This is a genomic window from Pseudomonas cedrina subsp. cedrina, from assembly GCF_001983175.1.
In the GTDB taxonomy this organism is placed as follows: domain Bacteria; phylum Pseudomonadota; class Gammaproteobacteria; order Pseudomonadales; family Pseudomonadaceae; genus Aquipseudomonas; species Aquipseudomonas cedrina.
This window is the reverse complement of the sequence record NZ_MNPW01000001.1, coordinates 307460-322208: the sequence shown is the minus strand read 5'-3', so window position 1 is coordinate 322208 and position 14749 is coordinate 307460. Positions and strand designations below refer to the sequence as shown.

Below are 14749 nucleotides of genomic sequence, written 5' to 3'. Positions count from 1 at the left end.
GTGGGAGCTGGCTTGCCTGCGAAAGCGGTGGCCGGTTCACCACTGCGGCCGGTGTGAACCCAGTTCCCCTGCCGGCAAATCCCACTGCAACGGCGTGCCGCTGATAGTCAGCGGCGCCAGCAGCCGATGCGCCTGTCCCCAGGCTGTCTGTTCCACCACCAGGCCTAGATCACCCGCTTCTTCGGCCCGCAACGCCGGCTGCTCCGGCACTTGCCCCACATCCACCAATAACTTCGCCGTACGTGCCAGCGACAACCGCGCCGAACCACCACGCCCGGACCTCAACCGTTCGCTCAACGCTTGAATCGCACTGGCCGCCATCAAATACCCGGTGGCGTGGTCCAGCGCCTGCACCGGCAGCGGCACCGGCTGATCCGCCTGTTTCCAGGCCCTGCCCGCGTCGGCAATCCCGCTGCTCATCTGCACCAGGCTGTCGAAACCCCGGCGATTGCGCCACGGGCCGCTCCATCCATAGGCGTTGAGGCTCACGTCGATCAGGCCGGGGGCGAGCGTTTGCAGCTCGCCGGCGGTATAGCCCAGTTGTTTAAGGGCATCGGCGCGGTAGCCGTGGAACAGGATGTCGGCGTCCCTGAGCAGGCTTTCGAAAACCTGACGGCCTTCGGGGCGTTTCAGGTCAAGGCGGGCGCAGCGTTTGCCCAGGGTCATTTCCGGCACCACGCCCGGTTCGTTCCAGGTGGGCGAGTCGATGCGCAGCACATCTGCGCCCAAGCCTGCGAGAAAGCGACTGGCCACGGGCCCGGCCAACACGCGGGTCAGGTCCAGCACCTTGATGGCCGCCAGCGGTCGAGCGCCGGAACCCAGCCAGGGCTTGTCAGCGGTGGGTGCAAAGGTCTCACGGTGCACCAACGCTTCAGCGTTCACCGCCAACCCTTGCGGATGAGTTTGCCAGGCTTGCCATGAACGCATCTGCGCCGCGCAACCACCCTCATCGACAATCGCCTGCTCCAGTTCAGCGGCCTTCCACGGGGCGACCCTGGCTGCCATTGCGGCACGGTCGGCGGCCTTGCCCAACACCCGTTCAGCGGCGGCACGGTGATGGGGCGCATTGGTATGCAGACGAATCCAGTTATCGGCGCTGGCGTAGTCGCCAGCCACCGGGTCCCAAAGGGGTGGTACGTGCCAGCTCACCGGGCGAATCGAGGAAGAGAACCAGAAGGACGCCAGACGCCGGTTCACACTGACGCCGGGCAGGCGCCCGGTCTGTTGCCGGATCAGCTCGGCCACCGCCTGGCCGGCCGCACCGATGCTGGCGCTGGCCAGGTCGGTGACGGCGAATGCCGAGGGCAGGGCACCGGCTTCATTGAAGGACAGCGGCGTTTGCGGCAGATCCAGTGCGGCTTGGATGGGAGTCAGCAGGTCGGTCATCGAAGGCCCTCCGTAAGAGAACGGCCACTATAAGAGATGATCAGCCCGGTGTGACAACCCCAGGTTCCAGCGGCAGTTCGAGGCTGGCGATAAACCCGCCCTCGGCATGGTTGGCCAGGATCAGGTTGCCGCCGTGGCGCTCGGCGGCGCGGCGCGCAATCGCCAGGCCCAGGCCGTGGCCTTGTGCGGTCTGGCCGGGGGCGCGGTAGAACGGTTCGCCCAATTGGGCCAGGTGCTCGGCTTCCACGCCGGGGCCGTGGTCGCGCACGCTGATCAGGATGCGTTCGCCCAGGCGCTGGGCCTTGAGTTCAATCGCCTGGCTCTGGGGGTTGAAGCGTTGGGCATTGCGCAGCAAGTTGTCCACCGCGCGCTCGATCATGGTCGGCCAGCCCTTGAGGTGCAGGCCAGGGTCGATAGCCAATTGCACCACCTGGTCCGGCGCGCCGAGCTGGGCGTCCTTTTGCAAAGTCTTGAGCAAGGGGGCGAGGTCGATCTCTTCGGCGCTGGCGTTGTCGGCATCGACGCGGGCCAGCACCAGGATTTCGCTGATCAATGCCTCCAGGCGATCACATTCGCGGGTCAGGCGCGGCCAGAGTTTGTCCCGCTCTTCGGGGCTGGCGCGCTCGGCCAGGGCCAGGGCGATACGCAGCCGCGCCAGGGGCGAGCGCAGCTCGTGGGATACATCGCGCAGCAACTGGCGCTGGCTGGCGATCAGGCTTTGCAGTCGCGCGCCCATGCGATTGAAATCGGTGGCGAGCACGCCGAATTCATCGCGGCGGTTGGCCAGGCGCGCCAGGCTGTTTTGCTGGTAAGTCGCCTGGCCGAGGTCATGCACGGCGCCCCGCAGGCGGCTCAATGGACGGGTAATCGACAAGGTGACGATCAGGCTGAACAGGGTCAGCACCACCAGCGCGATCGCCAAGGCGCTCAGCGGCCAGGTCAGGCTGCTGCGGTGCCATTCGTCAAGTTCGGGGTGAGGGATGCGGTAGATCAGCAGGTAGGTGTCGCCGGTTTTCTCGCTGGTGTACTCGGCGGTCAGGCGGCGCCAGGGCAAGTGGCCGTCCTTGCTGTCGTTCTGCCTGGCTTCAAAGGCCGCGGCGCGGCGCGGGAAGGTGCCGCGCACCACCGGATCGCCGCTTTCGTTGAGCACTTGCACGTCAATATGGTATTGGCGCTTGCGCTGTTGCAGCAACTCCTGGGCGGCATCTTCACCCTGGGCTTCGTAGAGCTGGGTCCACTCCTGTGCCAGGTTGTTGAGGCCGGGGTGGCGGCTGAGAATCCAGGCATCCTGATTGAGCATGTGGCCAAGCAGGATCGACAGCCCGGCAACCAAGGCGATGGCCAGCCAGAAGCTGGCCAGGATACGCCAGAACAATGAACGCACAGGAAACCCTCAAACAGGAAAAGCCCAGCGGCGGGGGCCACTGGGCTGGGAGTGTCAACGCGAGGGCATTATTGCGCTTTTTGCGGCTGCTGCGCTTTCCAGGCCTGGAATTCCTTCCATTCGGCACGGCGTTGTTCCTGCTTCTTGACGATCTCGTCGAACTGCTTCTGTTGATCAGGCTTGAGCACGGCGCGAATGTCGGCCTGGGTTTTCTTGCGGCTGGCGTCCCTTTCATCCTGCATGGCTTTCTGATCGGCGGCCGGCAGTTTGTCCAGGTACTTCTTGACCAGCTCTTTGCGCCCTTGCATCTGCTCGCGCATCAGGCGGTCGATCTGCAGATGCTGTTCGCGGGTCAGGTCCAGGTCACGGAACGGACCGCCTTTGCCACGCGGACCGTGTTCAGCGCCGTGGCCGGGGCCACCCATCATATGACCTTCCGGGCCGCCCATCGGGCCTGGGCCTTCTGGCATTGCCGCCATGGCAACGGTGGGCAGGGCGGCGGCGAACATCAAAGCGATAAGGGTCTTGCGCATGGTGAATCTCCTGTCTCTGTTCCGGTGAGTCCGGATGTGAGTAGATTAAGGAGATCAAGGTCAGCGGCGGTCAGGGGAGCGTAAAGCTTGGGTAAAGAGGGTTTTAATTGAGGCTGACAAAACTGTTGGAGCTGACGAGATCAAGTGTGGGAGCTGGCTTGCCTGCGATGCAGACAACTCGGTACACCAGGCACAGCCAGTTGCTGCCATCGCAGGCAAGCCAGCTCCCACACCCGCCAGCTTCCACAGAGAATAGAGTGATGTTTAGAGGCTGTAGTAGTAACCACGGCTGCGCAACGCCACGATCCGTGGCCGGCCGTCCGGGTGCGGGCCGATCTTTTTGCGCAGGTTGCTGACGTGCATGTCCAGGCTGCGATCATAGAGGGTCAGCTTGCGGCCCAGGGCGATCTGCGCCAGTTCCTGTTTGTCCAGGGGCTCGCCAGGCTGGCGAAGCAGAGCTTCGAGCAGACGGCTTTCGGAGACGGTGAGGGCGAATTCCTGTTCGTCGATGCTGACCACGCCACGCACCGGGCTGAAGCACAGGTCACCCAGTTCGAGCTGGCTGGACACGGCCGCCGGATGGCTGCGGCGCAACACCGCGCGCAGGCGGGCGGTGAGTTCGCGTGGGTCGCAGGGCTTGGCCAGGTAATCGTCGGCGCCCAGTTCCAGGCCGAGGATACGGTCCAGCGGTTCGCCGCGTGCCGAAAGCATCAGCACCGGCAACTCCGGGTGGTCGCTGCGCAGTTGCTTGAGCAGCTCAAGGCCACTGCCGTCGGGCAGCATCACGTCAAGCACCACCGCTGCCGGGGCGCTGTCGGCCAAGGCTTTGCGAGCGCTCAAGCCGTCGTGGCAGGCACGTACCTGGAAGCCTTCCTGGCTCAACCAACTGGTCAGCAGCTCGCAGAGCTCCTGGTCATCATCTATCAGTAACAGCTCGCTCATGACTCACTCAATTTAGCCATTGTCGACGGCGACGGTGCCCACCGCTGGCGAAGATCCCGCACAGCAGGGCGATCAGTGCGACGGCCCCACCGGTGACGAACCATTGTTGTTGCTCGGTCAGCCATCGGGTCAGGGCACCGCCCTGGGTCTCTTTGAGTTGCTGGGCCAGGCGTTGGTTCTCTTGGCGAAGGCGACTCAACTGGGTGCTTTCGCGGGCAGCGTCCGCACTTTGCAGTTGTTGGCTCAACGCTTCACGCTGGCGTTCGCTTTCTTTCAACCGTTGCTGCAATTCGGTGATCTGGGCGCCGACACTCAAGGACAGGGGCGTGGAACTGCCGGTGTTCGAGGTTTCTTCAGCGTGGGCCGTAGCCCCGATCATTACCACTGCCAACAGACACAACTGACGTAAGCGCATCGGAACTCCTGATTCCACACGAATATTCAGAACGTTGTCGGCAGGTTACCGGGAATAATGAGCAATTAGGAGCGCGCCGGACCGAAATGGTTCGGCGCGGCCCGGGTCAAGGCAGGACTTGCTTGAACGGTTTGACCACTACGTCAGCGTAAACCCCGGCCACCACATAGGGGTCAGCCTTGGCCCAGGCCTGGGCATCGGCCAGGGAAGCGAACTCGGCCACGATCAGGCTACCGGTGAAACCGGCATCGCCCGGGTCGATGCTGTCCACCGCAGGATGCGGGCCGGCCAGCACGATACGGCCTTCGGCTTGCAGCTGTTTGAGGCGCTCGACATGAGCCGGGCGCACGGAAAGGCGTTTTTCCAGCGAGTCGGCGACGTCGGTGGCAATGATGGCGTAGAGCATGTCAGTCCTCGGTTTTAGGCGATGCGGGATCGGTGTCATGCAGGTGGCGCGACAGGTAGATACCCTGGGCAACCAGGAACAGCACGGTCATGCCCAGGCTGCCGAAGACTTTGAAGTCGACCCAGTAATCCTGGAAGGTGAACGCGACGAACAGGTTGGCGGCACCGCAGAACAGGAAAAACACGATCCAGGCCAGGTTCAAACGTACCCAGACCGGCTCAGGCAGGGTCAGCGCATGCCCCATGATCCGCTTGATCAGCAGGCGGTCGCCAATGAAGTGGCTGCCGATGAACGCCAGGGCGAACAGCCAGTTCACCACCGGGGCTTTCCATTTAAGGAAGGTTTCACTGTGGAAGGCCAGGGTGAGGCTGCCGAAGACCAGGCACGCGATGAGCGTCAGCCATTGGCTTTTTTCCAGCTTGCGCTGGGAGATGAAGATGGCGCCGTAGACCACCACGGAGCTGATGATAAGCACGGCGGTGGCGCTGTAGATGCCCCCGAATGTCAGCTCGTGGCCGGCCAGATCGATGACCCTGGGGTCGAGTTTGTAAACGATGAAAAACAGCAACAGCGGGATGAAGTCGATGAATTGTTTCACAGTAAGAGCCAGAAGCTGGATGTGGCGGCATAATAACAAACATCCTTGGTAGCGAAAGCGCCAGCTGACTTGAGGTTACACACTTCCGTGAATGTTGATTTGCACTGCCACAGCACGGCCTCCGACGGCGCCCTGGCGCCCGCGGTACTGGTTGCGCGTGCGTTTGAAAAAGGCGTGCGAGTCCTGGCGTTGACCGACCACGACACCCTCGAAGGCCTCGATGAAGCCCGCGAAGCCGCGCAGGCGTTGGGCATGCAGCTGGTCAACGGCGTGGAATTGTCCTGCACCTGGGGCGGCGCCACCATTCATGTGCTCGGCTACGGTTTCGACCAGACAGCCCCGCCGCTGGTGCAGGCCATTGCCCAATTGCACGATGGCCGCTGGCTGCGGTCCGAAGAAATAAGCCGCAAACTCAGCCTTAAGGGCATGCCTGGCGCCCTCGACGGCGCCCGCGCCATCCAGCAGGAACTGGGCGACAGCGGCAATGCTCCGGCCCGGCCGCACTTTGCCGACTGGATGGTGCGTGAAGGTTTTGTCAAAGACCGCGCCGAAGCCTTCCGCAAATGGCTGGGCGCGGGCAAGTTGGGGGATGTGAAGCAGCACTGGCCGACCCTGGAAGACACCGTCGCAACCCTGCGCGCCGCCGGGGCCTGGGTCAGCCTGGCGCACCCCTGGCATTACGATTTCACCCGCAGCAAGCGTCGCAAGCTGATCGGCGACTATATTGGAGCGGGTGGCCACGCGATTGAAGTGGTCAACGGGCATCAACCCGCCGATCAGGTCGGCAGCCTGGCGATTCTTGCCCGCGAATTTGGTCTGCTGGTCAGTGCCGGCAGTGATTTTCATGGCCCAGGCGGCTGGTCCGAGATCGGCGAGTATCGCCAGGTCCCGGAAGATTTGCCGCTGTTGTGGGGGCGATTCAAGCATGACCCCATTATTGCCACCGTCTGAACAGGTAGAGCACGTGAGTCAATTCTTCCAGATTCATCCGGAAAACCCCCAGGCACGCCTGATAAAGCAGGCCGTCGAGATCATTCGCGCCGGTGGCGTGGTGATCTATCCAACGGATTCGTCCTACGCCATCGGTTGCCAGATCGGCGACAAAAGCGCCGTGGAGCGGGTCAGACGCCTGCGTGAGCTGGATAAGAATCATAACTTCGCGCTGATCTGCAGCGACTTGTCCCAGTTGGGCCTGTTCGCCAAGGTCGACACCGGCACCTTCCGCCTGCTCAAGGCCCACACGCCTGGGCCCTACACCTTCATTCTCAACGCCACCCGCGAAGTGCCGCGCCTGCTGCTGCACCCGAAGAAGCGCACCATCGGCCTGCGGGTGCCGGAGCATCCCATCGCCCTGGCGCTGCTCGCCGAGTTGGGTGAGCCGCTGATGAGCGTGTCGCTGATCATGCCGGGCGATACCGAGCCGCTGGAAGACCCGTACGAAATGCGCCAGTTGCTGGAAAAACAGGTCGACCTGATCATCGACGGCGGCTTCGGCGGCGGCAAAGCCTCTACCGTGATCAACCTGGCCGACGGCGAACCCGAAGTGATCCGCGTGGGTTGCGGTGACCCGGCGCCGTTCATGGTCGAGGCCTGAATGTCGGTCGTGGAGACCGTCGACAGCCAGGCGGGCGCCCAGCAGGAACTGCCGTTTGCCATGGTGTACGGCCAGGCCGTGCTGGAAATGCCCCTGGACCTGTATATTCCGCCGGATGCGTTGGAAGTCTTCCTGGAAGCCTTCGAAGGTCCGTTGGACTTGCTGCTGTACCTGATCCGCAAACAGAACATTAATATCCTCGACATCCCGGTGGCGGAAATCACCCGCCAGTACATGGGCTATGTCGAGCTGATGCAGTCGGTGCGCCTGGAACTGGCCGCCGAGTACCTGGTGATGGCCGCCATGCTTGCCGAGATCAAGTCGCGCATGCTGTTGCCGCGCTCGGAAACGGTCGAGGCCGAAGAAGACGATCCGCGTGCCGAGCTGATCCGCCGTCTGCAAGAGTACGAACGCTTCAAGGCCGCCGCCGAAGGCATCGACGGCTTGAGCCGGGTCGGCCGTGACGTGGTCGTGCCTAAGCTCGACGCGCCCGAAGCCCGCGCGCGCAAGTTGCTGCCGGACGTGAGCCTGGAAGAATTGCTGATGTCCATGGCCGAGGTGCTGCGCCGTGGTGACATGTTTGAACACCATCAGGTCAGTCGCGAGGCGCTGTCGACGCGCGAGCGCATGAGCGACGTACTGGAGCGCCTCAAAGGCGGTGGGTTTGTGCCGTTTGTCGAGCTGTTCACCGCCGAAGAAGGGCGCCTGGGAGTGGTGGTTACGTTTATGGCGATCCTTGAGTTGGTGAAGGAATCCTTGGTCGAGCTGGTGCAGAATGAGCCCTTTGCGGCTATCCACGTGCGGGCGCGAGCCGAATAACGAGCTGAATCGATGAATCTGACTGAACCCCGCGAACTGGCCCCATTGCTGGAGGCTTTTCTCCTGGCCTCGGGTAAACCGCAATCTTTGGAACGCCTGTTCGAACTCTTTGAAGAGGCCGAGCGCCCTGAGCCGCCGGTATTCAAGAAGGCGCTGGAGATCCTGCGCAAGTCCTGCGAGGGCCGCGCTTTTGAATTGCGCGAAGTGGCGTCAGGTTATCGTCTGCAGATTCGTGAGAAGTTTTCCCCGTGGGTCGGCCGCTTGTGGGAAGAACGCCCGCAGCGCTATTCACGGGCAATGCTGGAGACCATGGCCCTGATTGCCTATCGCCAGCCGATTACCCGTGGCGAGATCGAGGACGTGCGCGGCGTGGCGGTCAACAGCCATATCGTCAAGACCTTGCTGGAACGCGAGTGGATCCGCATCGTCGGTTACCGTGATGTGCCCGGCAAACCGGCGATGTTTGCCACTACCAAGGTGTTCCTCGACCACTTCAACCTGAAAAACCTTGACGACTTGCCGCCGCTGGCCGAGCTGCGCGAAATGGAAGCCGAGCCGGTGCTGGACTTTGATGACGCGCCCGTCCCGGCGGGCTTGCAGGAGCTGGCCGACGCCAGCGCCGAGCCGGAAGAGCCCAAGGACGAGACCAGTTTCCATACGCTGTTGCTGGAACTGGACGACATGGAGCAGGGCATCAAGACTGACTTCGATGATTTGCTGCGTGATGGTGCGGCTGAGCCGCCTACCCAGGTGGACGTTGAGCCCGAGCCTGAAGTCGAAGAAGACATCCTCGGTGTCGCCGATGCCCGCGAGAAACTCCTGGCCGCTGTCGCCGCCCTCGAACAGCCACCGCTGAGCGACGAAGAAGACGAAGCCCGCGCCCTGGCCGAAGCCATCGAAAACGAACGCCGCCAGTTCGAAGATTGACCCAATACGGTGTCCACGCAGTCCTCTTGTAGGAGCGAGCTTGCTCGCGAAGGTCGTCAACGAAAACGCTGGAAACCTGACACCCAACGGCGCCCTCAGGTTTTTCGCGAGCAAGCTCGCTCCTACACCCTCGGCGCCACCGGTCGGCGGAAAAGCAAATGACTTGGGCGTTATCGACTAGTCTCTGATGCGCAACGCGCGCCATGCGCGTATGATTCGCGACCCTTTGCCGACCTATTCGGCCAAAGCCCCGCTTTCAACACTCTTCAGGCCACGCCTGAATCGACCCACCGGGAGGTGCTTAAGATGAACGACAAAGACCAGAACGACAGCCAGGAAATCGGCCCAGCAGGCGAAAAACTGCAAAAGGTGCTGGCGCGTATCGGCGTGGGCTCGCGCCGCGACGTCGAAGCCTGGATCACCCAGAAGCGCATCAAGGTCAACGGCGTCGAGGCCACCCTCGGCCAGCGCGTCGACCTGCACGATGCAATCACCATTGATGGCAAGGTCATCAAGCGTGAAGAGGCCGCCGAATCGGTGCGCCGCGTCATCATGTACAACAAGCCCGATGGTGAGATCTGCACCCGTGACGACCCTGAAGGCCGTCCAACCGTGTTCGACAAGATGCCCAAGCCCAAAGAAGGCCGCTGGATCAACATCGGTCGTCTCGACATCAACACCACCGGCTTGCTGATGTTCACCACCGACGGTGAGCTGGCCAACCGCCTGATGCACCCGTCCTACGAGATGGACCGCGAATACGCCGTGCGTGTGCGTGGCGAAGTCGATGACGAGATGATCGAGCGCTTGAAAGCCGGTGTTGTCCTCGAAGATGGCCCGGCCAAGTTCACCGACATCAAGCAGGCTCCGGGTGGCGAAGGGTTCAACCACTGGTACCACTGCGTGGTGATGGAAGGCCGCAACCGTGAAGTGCGTCGCCTGTGGGAATCCCAGGGCCTGGTGGTCAGCCGCCTGAAGCGCGTGCGTTTCGGTCCGGTGTTCCTGAACTCCGACCTGCCGATGGGCCGCTGGCGCGAAATGAGCCAGTACGAAGTCGACATCCTCAGCGCCGAAGTTGGCCTGGCCCCGGTGGCGATGCCGCAGATGAACGCCAAGAGCAAAGACAAGCTTGAGCGTATGCAGCGTAAGTCGTCGCGCCCTGTGCCGCGCACCGAACGTGTTGCCCGCACCCTGCGCCCGGCGCTGAATGCACCGGCAACGGGCGGGCGTATCTCCCGTGAGCCGCAGATCGAAGGCGAGCGTCGCCCAACCGCGCCATCGCGCCAGGAAGGCGAGCGTGCGCCACGCGCGCCGCGTCCAGCCCCGTCGGGTGGTCGCAGCAACCGTGGTGAAGGCGATCGCCCCGCCGACAGCGCCAGCACCAAGCGTCCAGCCAAGCCGGCGGCGAACAAGCGCCCTGGCCCGAAACTGGTCGCCGACGAGCCGTCGGGCAAGCGCCGTGGCGCGCCGGCCGGTTCCGGTCAGCGTCCGGGGTTTGGTCGCAAGAAGCCGCAGTGATGTTTTAGGCACTGCACAAAAACGCCAACCTCAGGGTTGGCGTTTTTTTTTGATCTGAAATACGGTCAAGAATGTGGGAGCTGGCTTGCCTGCGATGCAGACACCCCGGTACTTCAGGCACACCGAGTTGATGCCATCGCAGGCAAGCCAGCTCCCACACAAGCCCGCTCCCACAGGGGATTTTCATTGATTCGAATCAGCGTTTCAAAACGCAAAGGTGCCATCAAACACCGGCTTGTCGTCCAGCGCCAACACCCCACTGGCAAAGATCAGGTCCAGATGATGACTGCCTTTCTGCCCGCCACCCAAGCCCAGGTGCAACCCGCAATGGCGCTCTTCAAACCCGGCATTGCGCGCATACAAATCCTTCACCCCTTCATTGGTGCCGATCCCCAATTCTTCCACGCGCCGGTTGGACGGGTTGGCATTCAAGTACTTGTTGAAATCATCCGCCAGCCCCGGCACATCGCTGGCCACGCTGCAGACGGTGGAGTTCTCGATCCACAGCTCCAGCGGTGATTGCAGCACGCCGTATTTGCGCGCGAACGGAATGGTGCTCAAAAAGGTGCCGACAAACCGCACCTGGCCATTGATGGCTTCGCTGTGGGTCGCGATTTCGCCAGGCGCCAGGTCATGATTGCCGACGCCGTTGATATTGGTCCACTTCTTGATGCTGCTCATCGGCGCTTCCAGCCGCGACCCATGCTTGTCGGTAAAGCTCAGCACATTAGCCTGGGACATGCGCCGGATCAGCGTGGCGTTGAGGTCAGCGATGCGCTGCGGCTCGACGCTGAAGGTGTCGTAGAAATAGTCGCCGTAATCCTTGAACAGCAGGGATTTTTTCCAGTGCTCGGCCATCACGCCTTGCAGGGCACGGATAAAGTCCGGGCCTTCGGCGCGGGGGTTGGGCAAGGTCGAGGAGTCGTAGAGAAACAGGTACAGGTCGCAGGCTTCGATGGCCTCGGCCAGGGTGTCGCTGGCGGCAAGGTCCAGGCGCTGCACCTGGAAGTTGAAACGGGCGGCGCTGCTGTGGGTGATCGTCTGGGCGATGGCGTCGTAGCGCTCGGTATGGCCCAGCAGCACGGTGGGGCGGCTGAGGCCATTGAGGGCCGGGTGATGCGCAAGGTAGTAGAGAAAGTGTTCGACGGCGCGGGCCTTGTCCATGACGTGGTTCCTTGTGTGCCTTGGGTAAGGGGGCAGGTGCCGTGCACAGCACCTGCCGAATGCGTGCCGGTTTTTAGAATGGCCACATCGCGGTGCCGAACGGCACAACGGCATCGGCTTGCATCATTTCAACGGCGGCCTCATGGGTCGGCGCTTCAAACCAATCGTCGAGTTGCAGTTCGGTTTCCAGGTCGTTTTCCAGTGCTTGCATGGTGTATCTCCTAGAGGACGTTGTTTGAGAACGGCTTGCCTGCGGGCTTCGTAGGCAAGTGGAAAGAACCTAGGAGAGAGTGTTTCAAAATGCAAAATTTTTATTGACACGGTTTCATTTGAATTTTTTGTTCTGTTTTTCACGTTTGAGTTTTTTTTGAGTAAAAACAGAGCGCTGACGCGGCCGATGGCGGAGGTCATCGACGAGCGTCAATTTTTATCCAGATCACAGCTGTAACGTTAATTTTCCGCTCTGTAACGATTGATTTACGAGTAAATGGCGACAACATGGGGCTGTCCGGCGGTGTAAGGATTTGCTGACAGATGGGGCGCGCACGCCGTGCGGGCTCGGCCACAACCTGCCGAGCGGTGTACAATGCGCCGCGTTTTACTGTGACCGCCTTGCGTAACCACGCAGAGGGCCAAGACCTCGGGGTTTACCCACCCTGATCACTCCGCCTGGCCACGAGCCGGACGGGTTCGATTTCGTCACAGATAAAAACAAACAGGTGACGCATGACCGTTAGAACGACGCTGTACTCCTGGTGCCCGCGCTGGGGTTTGAGCGGCGCTGCTTGAGTCGGTAATTCAAGGCAGCAACCTGCATTCGACATCATCAAACCTTGCGTGAGAGCCTTTTCATGAGTGTTTCCCCTTCCTCTTCAGGCGAGCTGAAACGCGGCCTGAAAAACCGGCATATCCAATTGATCGCCTTGGGTGGCGCCATCGGCACCGGCCTGTTCCTCGGTTCGGCCGGGGTGCTTAAATCCGCTGGCCCGTCGATGATCCTGGGCTATGCCATCTGCGGCTTCATTGCCTTCATGATCATGCGCCAGCTCGGCGAAATGATCGTCGAAGAGCCGGTCGCCGGTTCCTTCAGCCATTTTGCCCACAAATATTGGGGCGGTTTCGCCGGCTTCCTGTCGGGCTGGAACTGCTGGATCCTGTACATCCTGGTGGGCATGTCCGAACTGACGGCCGTCGGCAAATACGTGCATTACTGGTGGCCGGAGATTCCGACCTGGGTCTCGGCCGCGGCGTTCTTCGTGCTGATCAACCTGATCAACCTGGCCAACGTCAAAGTCTTTGGTGAAGCCGAGTTCTGGTTTGCCATTATCAAGGTGGTGGCGATTGTCGGCATGATCGCCCTGGGCAGCTACATGCTGGTCAGCGGCAGCGGCGGGCCACAGGCTTCGGTGACCAACCTGTGGGAACACGGCGGCTTCTTCCCTCACGGCATCGGTGGGTTGGTGATGGCCATGGCGATCATCATGTTCTCTTTCGGCGGCCTGGAAATGCTCGGCTTTACCGCTGCTGAAGCGGATCAGCCGCGCACCGTGATCCCGAAAGCGATCAACCAGGTGATTTACCGCATCCTGATCTTCTACATCGGTGCGCTGGTGGTGCTGTTGTCGCTGACGCCCTGGGACAGTTTGCTGACCACCCTCAACGCCTCCGGCGATGCCTACAGCGGCAGCCCGTTCGTGCAGGTGTTCTCGATGCTGGGCAGCAATACCGCCGCGCATATCCTCAACTTCGTGGTGCTCACAGCGGCGCTGTCGGTATACAACAGCGGCACCTACTGCAACAGCCGCATGCTGCTGGGCATGGCCGAGCAGGGCGACGCGCCCGAAGCCCTGGCGAAGATCGACAAGCGCGGCGTGCCGGTGCGCGCCATCCTGGCCTCGGCCGCGGTCACCCTGGTTGCCGTGCTGATGAACTACCTGATCCCGCAACATGCGCTGGAGTTGCTGATGTCCCTGGTGGTGGCCACGCTGGTGATCAACTGGGCGATGATCAGCTTTTCCCACTTCAAGTTCCGCCAGCACATGAACCGCACCGGCCAGGTGCCGTTGTTCAAGGCGCTGTGGTACCCGTACGGTAACTATGTGTGCCTGGCGTTCGTGGTGTTTATCCTAGTGATCATGCTGATGATTCCGGGGATCCAGGTGTCGGTGTATGCGATTCCGGTGTGGGTGGCGTTTATGGCGGTGTGTTACTGGCTGAAGAACAAGCGCGCGGCCCGGGCTGCTGTGGGGGCCACAGGTCCGGTTCTGGAGTAGGACCTTTCCCCATACAGAAACCCGGCGTCTTGCCGGGTTTTTTGTGGGCGTAAGCAGGTTAAAATCGCGCCTCGTTTTCGAGCGTGCCGGAGGTTCCATGCAACACACCGACATTGACGGCGGCGCGTTACAGCGCCATGAGCTGCAAGACCTGATCGACCGGCACAGCGGCCCCTTGCGCCTGATCGGAGTGGATTTGAGTGGCGCCGATCTGTCACGCATGGCGCTGGACCACTGGGTGTTCGAGCGCTGCACCCTCGTCCAGACCTCCTTCCTCGGTTCTCGACTGGAAGGTACTCAGTGGAAAAGCTGCCGCGCCAGCTTCGCCATTTTCGAAGCGGCAAACCTGCTGGAAGCGCAGTTTCACGGTTGCGACCTGAACAACACCCGTTGGCAGCGCGGCAAGCTGTCCCAGGCGAACTTTGAACATTGCAAGTTGACCGGCGCCAACTTCACCCATTGCGCATCCCTGGGCTTGAGCTTCAGCGAAACGCGGCTTAACAGCGCATTTTTGTCTGGACTGTCCTTTGCCCGCACAGTGCTGAATAATCTGGATTTCTCTGATAGCGACCTATCGGACGCCGACTTTCGCAAATCCGAACTGATCGACTGCAGCCTCGCCCACGCGCGTGTCAATGGTGCAAATTTCGCGGGTGCCGACTTGCGTGGTGCGGATTTGAGCGGGTTTCGCCTCAATGATGCCAAACTGTTCAAAGGCGCCGTGATTTCCAAAGCCCAGGCGTCGCTGTTGTTGTCCGAGTTGGGCTTGTCCGTTGCCTAGGATGTTTGA

At 61.7% G+C, this 14749-nt stretch carries 16 protein-coding genes and 1 pseudogene; 8 read left to right on the top strand and 9 right to left on the bottom strand.

The features are described from left to right. Nucleotides 1–36 precede the first annotated feature (36 nt). The 7 genes from BLL36_RS01560 to BLL36_RS01530 all read right to left on the bottom strand — a co-directional run bounded on the left by BLL36_RS01560 (nucleotide 37) and on the right by BLL36_RS01530 (nucleotide 5664). Complete coding sequence (locus BLL36_RS01560) at nucleotides 37–1386, bottom strand: CoA transferase (protein WP_076949725.1); 1350 nt, start codon at nucleotides 1384–1386, stop codon at nucleotides 37–39. Nucleotides 1387–1426: 40 nt separating this feature from the next. Then, nucleotides 1427–2770, bottom strand: a complete 1344-nt coding sequence (locus BLL36_RS01555; protein ID WP_076949724.1) for a sensor histidine kinase — start codon at nucleotides 2768–2770, stop codon at nucleotides 1427–1429. A gap of 68 nt (nucleotides 2771–2838) precedes the next feature. Next, complete coding sequence (locus tag BLL36_RS01550) at nucleotides 2839–3303, bottom strand: LTXXQ domain protein (RefSeq protein WP_076949723.1); 465 nt, start codon at nucleotides 3301–3303, stop codon at nucleotides 2839–2841. Between the two features lie 264 nt (nucleotides 3304–3567). Further along, the gene (locus BLL36_RS01545; protein WP_076949722.1) at nucleotides 3568–4245 is read right to left on the bottom strand and encodes a response regulator transcription factor; all 678 of its coding nucleotides are present in this window, start codon (nucleotides 4243–4245) and stop codon (nucleotides 3568–3570) included. A gap of 7 nt (nucleotides 4246–4252) precedes the next feature. Continuing rightward, nucleotides 4253–4660: a translation initiation factor 2 gene (locus BLL36_RS01540; protein ID WP_076949721.1), complete on the bottom strand. Its 408-nt coding sequence runs from the start codon at nucleotides 4658–4660 to the stop codon at nucleotides 4253–4255. Between the two features lie 106 nt (nucleotides 4661–4766). Then, nucleotides 4767–5066: a YciI family protein gene (locus BLL36_RS01535; RefSeq protein ID WP_076949720.1), complete on the bottom strand. Its 300-nt coding sequence runs from the start codon at nucleotides 5064–5066 to the stop codon at nucleotides 4767–4769. A gap of 1 nt (nucleotide 5067) precedes the next feature. Then, entirely contained in the window at nucleotides 5068–5664 is a 597-nt protein-coding gene (locus tag BLL36_RS01530; protein ID WP_076949719.1) for a septation protein A, read from the bottom strand. Between the two features lie 87 nt (nucleotides 5665–5751). On the opposite strand from BLL36_RS01530, the gene BLL36_RS01525 reads away from it, so the two are divergent. From BLL36_RS01525 to rluB, 6 genes and pseudogenes are all read left to right on the top strand, one after another. After that, a complete protein-coding gene (locus tag BLL36_RS01525) occupies nucleotides 5752–6615 on the top strand; it encodes a PHP domain-containing protein (protein ID WP_076949718.1) in 864 nt (287 codons plus the stop codon). Nucleotides 6616–6628: 13 nt separating this feature from the next. Next, nucleotides 6629–7258, top strand: a complete 630-nt coding sequence (locus BLL36_RS01520; RefSeq protein WP_090220074.1) for an L-threonylcarbamoyladenylate synthase — start codon at nucleotides 6629–6631, stop codon at nucleotides 7256–7258. Between the two features lie 120 nt (nucleotides 7259–7378). Beyond that, complete coding sequence (locus BLL36_RS01515) at nucleotides 7379–8077, top strand: segregation and condensation protein A (RefSeq protein ID WP_178115112.1); 699 nt, start codon at nucleotides 7379–7381, stop codon at nucleotides 8075–8077. 12 nt (nucleotides 8078–8089) lie between these two features. Continuing rightward, nucleotides 8090–9004, top strand: coding sequence for an SMC-Scp complex subunit ScpB (gene scpB, locus BLL36_RS01510; RefSeq protein WP_076949715.1), 915 nt, complete (start codon nucleotides 8090–8092; stop codon nucleotides 9002–9004). A gap of 40 nt (nucleotides 9005–9044) precedes the next feature. After that, nucleotides 9045–9131: pseudogene (locus BLL36_RS31220) on the top strand (outer membrane lipoprotein carrier protein LolA); the annotation flags it as partial. Between the two features lie 179 nt (nucleotides 9132–9310). Then, entirely contained in the window at nucleotides 9311–10522 is a 1212-nt protein-coding gene (rluB, locus tag BLL36_RS01505) for a 23S rRNA pseudouridine(2605) synthase RluB (RefSeq protein WP_076949714.1), read from the top strand. Nucleotides 10523–10726: 204 nt separating this feature from the next. Here rluB and BLL36_RS01500 read toward each other — a convergent pair whose 3' ends face one another. After that, complete coding sequence (locus BLL36_RS01500) at nucleotides 10727–11686, bottom strand: M29 family metallopeptidase (protein WP_076949713.1); 960 nt, start codon at nucleotides 11684–11686, stop codon at nucleotides 10727–10729. Between the two features lie 73 nt (nucleotides 11687–11759). Next, a complete protein-coding gene (locus BLL36_RS30935; protein WP_003175756.1) occupies nucleotides 11760–11897 on the bottom strand; it encodes a hypothetical protein in 138 nt (45 codons plus the stop codon). A gap of 640 nt (nucleotides 11898–12537) precedes the next feature. Between BLL36_RS30935 and BLL36_RS01495 the strand changes: the two genes are divergently transcribed. Both BLL36_RS01495 and BLL36_RS01490 read left to right on the top strand, forming a co-directional pair. Next, entirely contained in the window at nucleotides 12538–13959 is a 1422-nt protein-coding gene (locus BLL36_RS01495) for an amino acid permease (protein ID WP_076949712.1), read from the top strand. A 97-nt stretch (nucleotides 13960–14056) separates the two neighbouring features. Beyond that, a complete protein-coding gene (locus BLL36_RS01490; RefSeq protein WP_076949711.1) occupies nucleotides 14057–14740 on the top strand; it encodes a pentapeptide repeat-containing protein in 684 nt (227 codons plus the stop codon). Nucleotides 14741–14749: the final 9 nt, after the last annotated feature.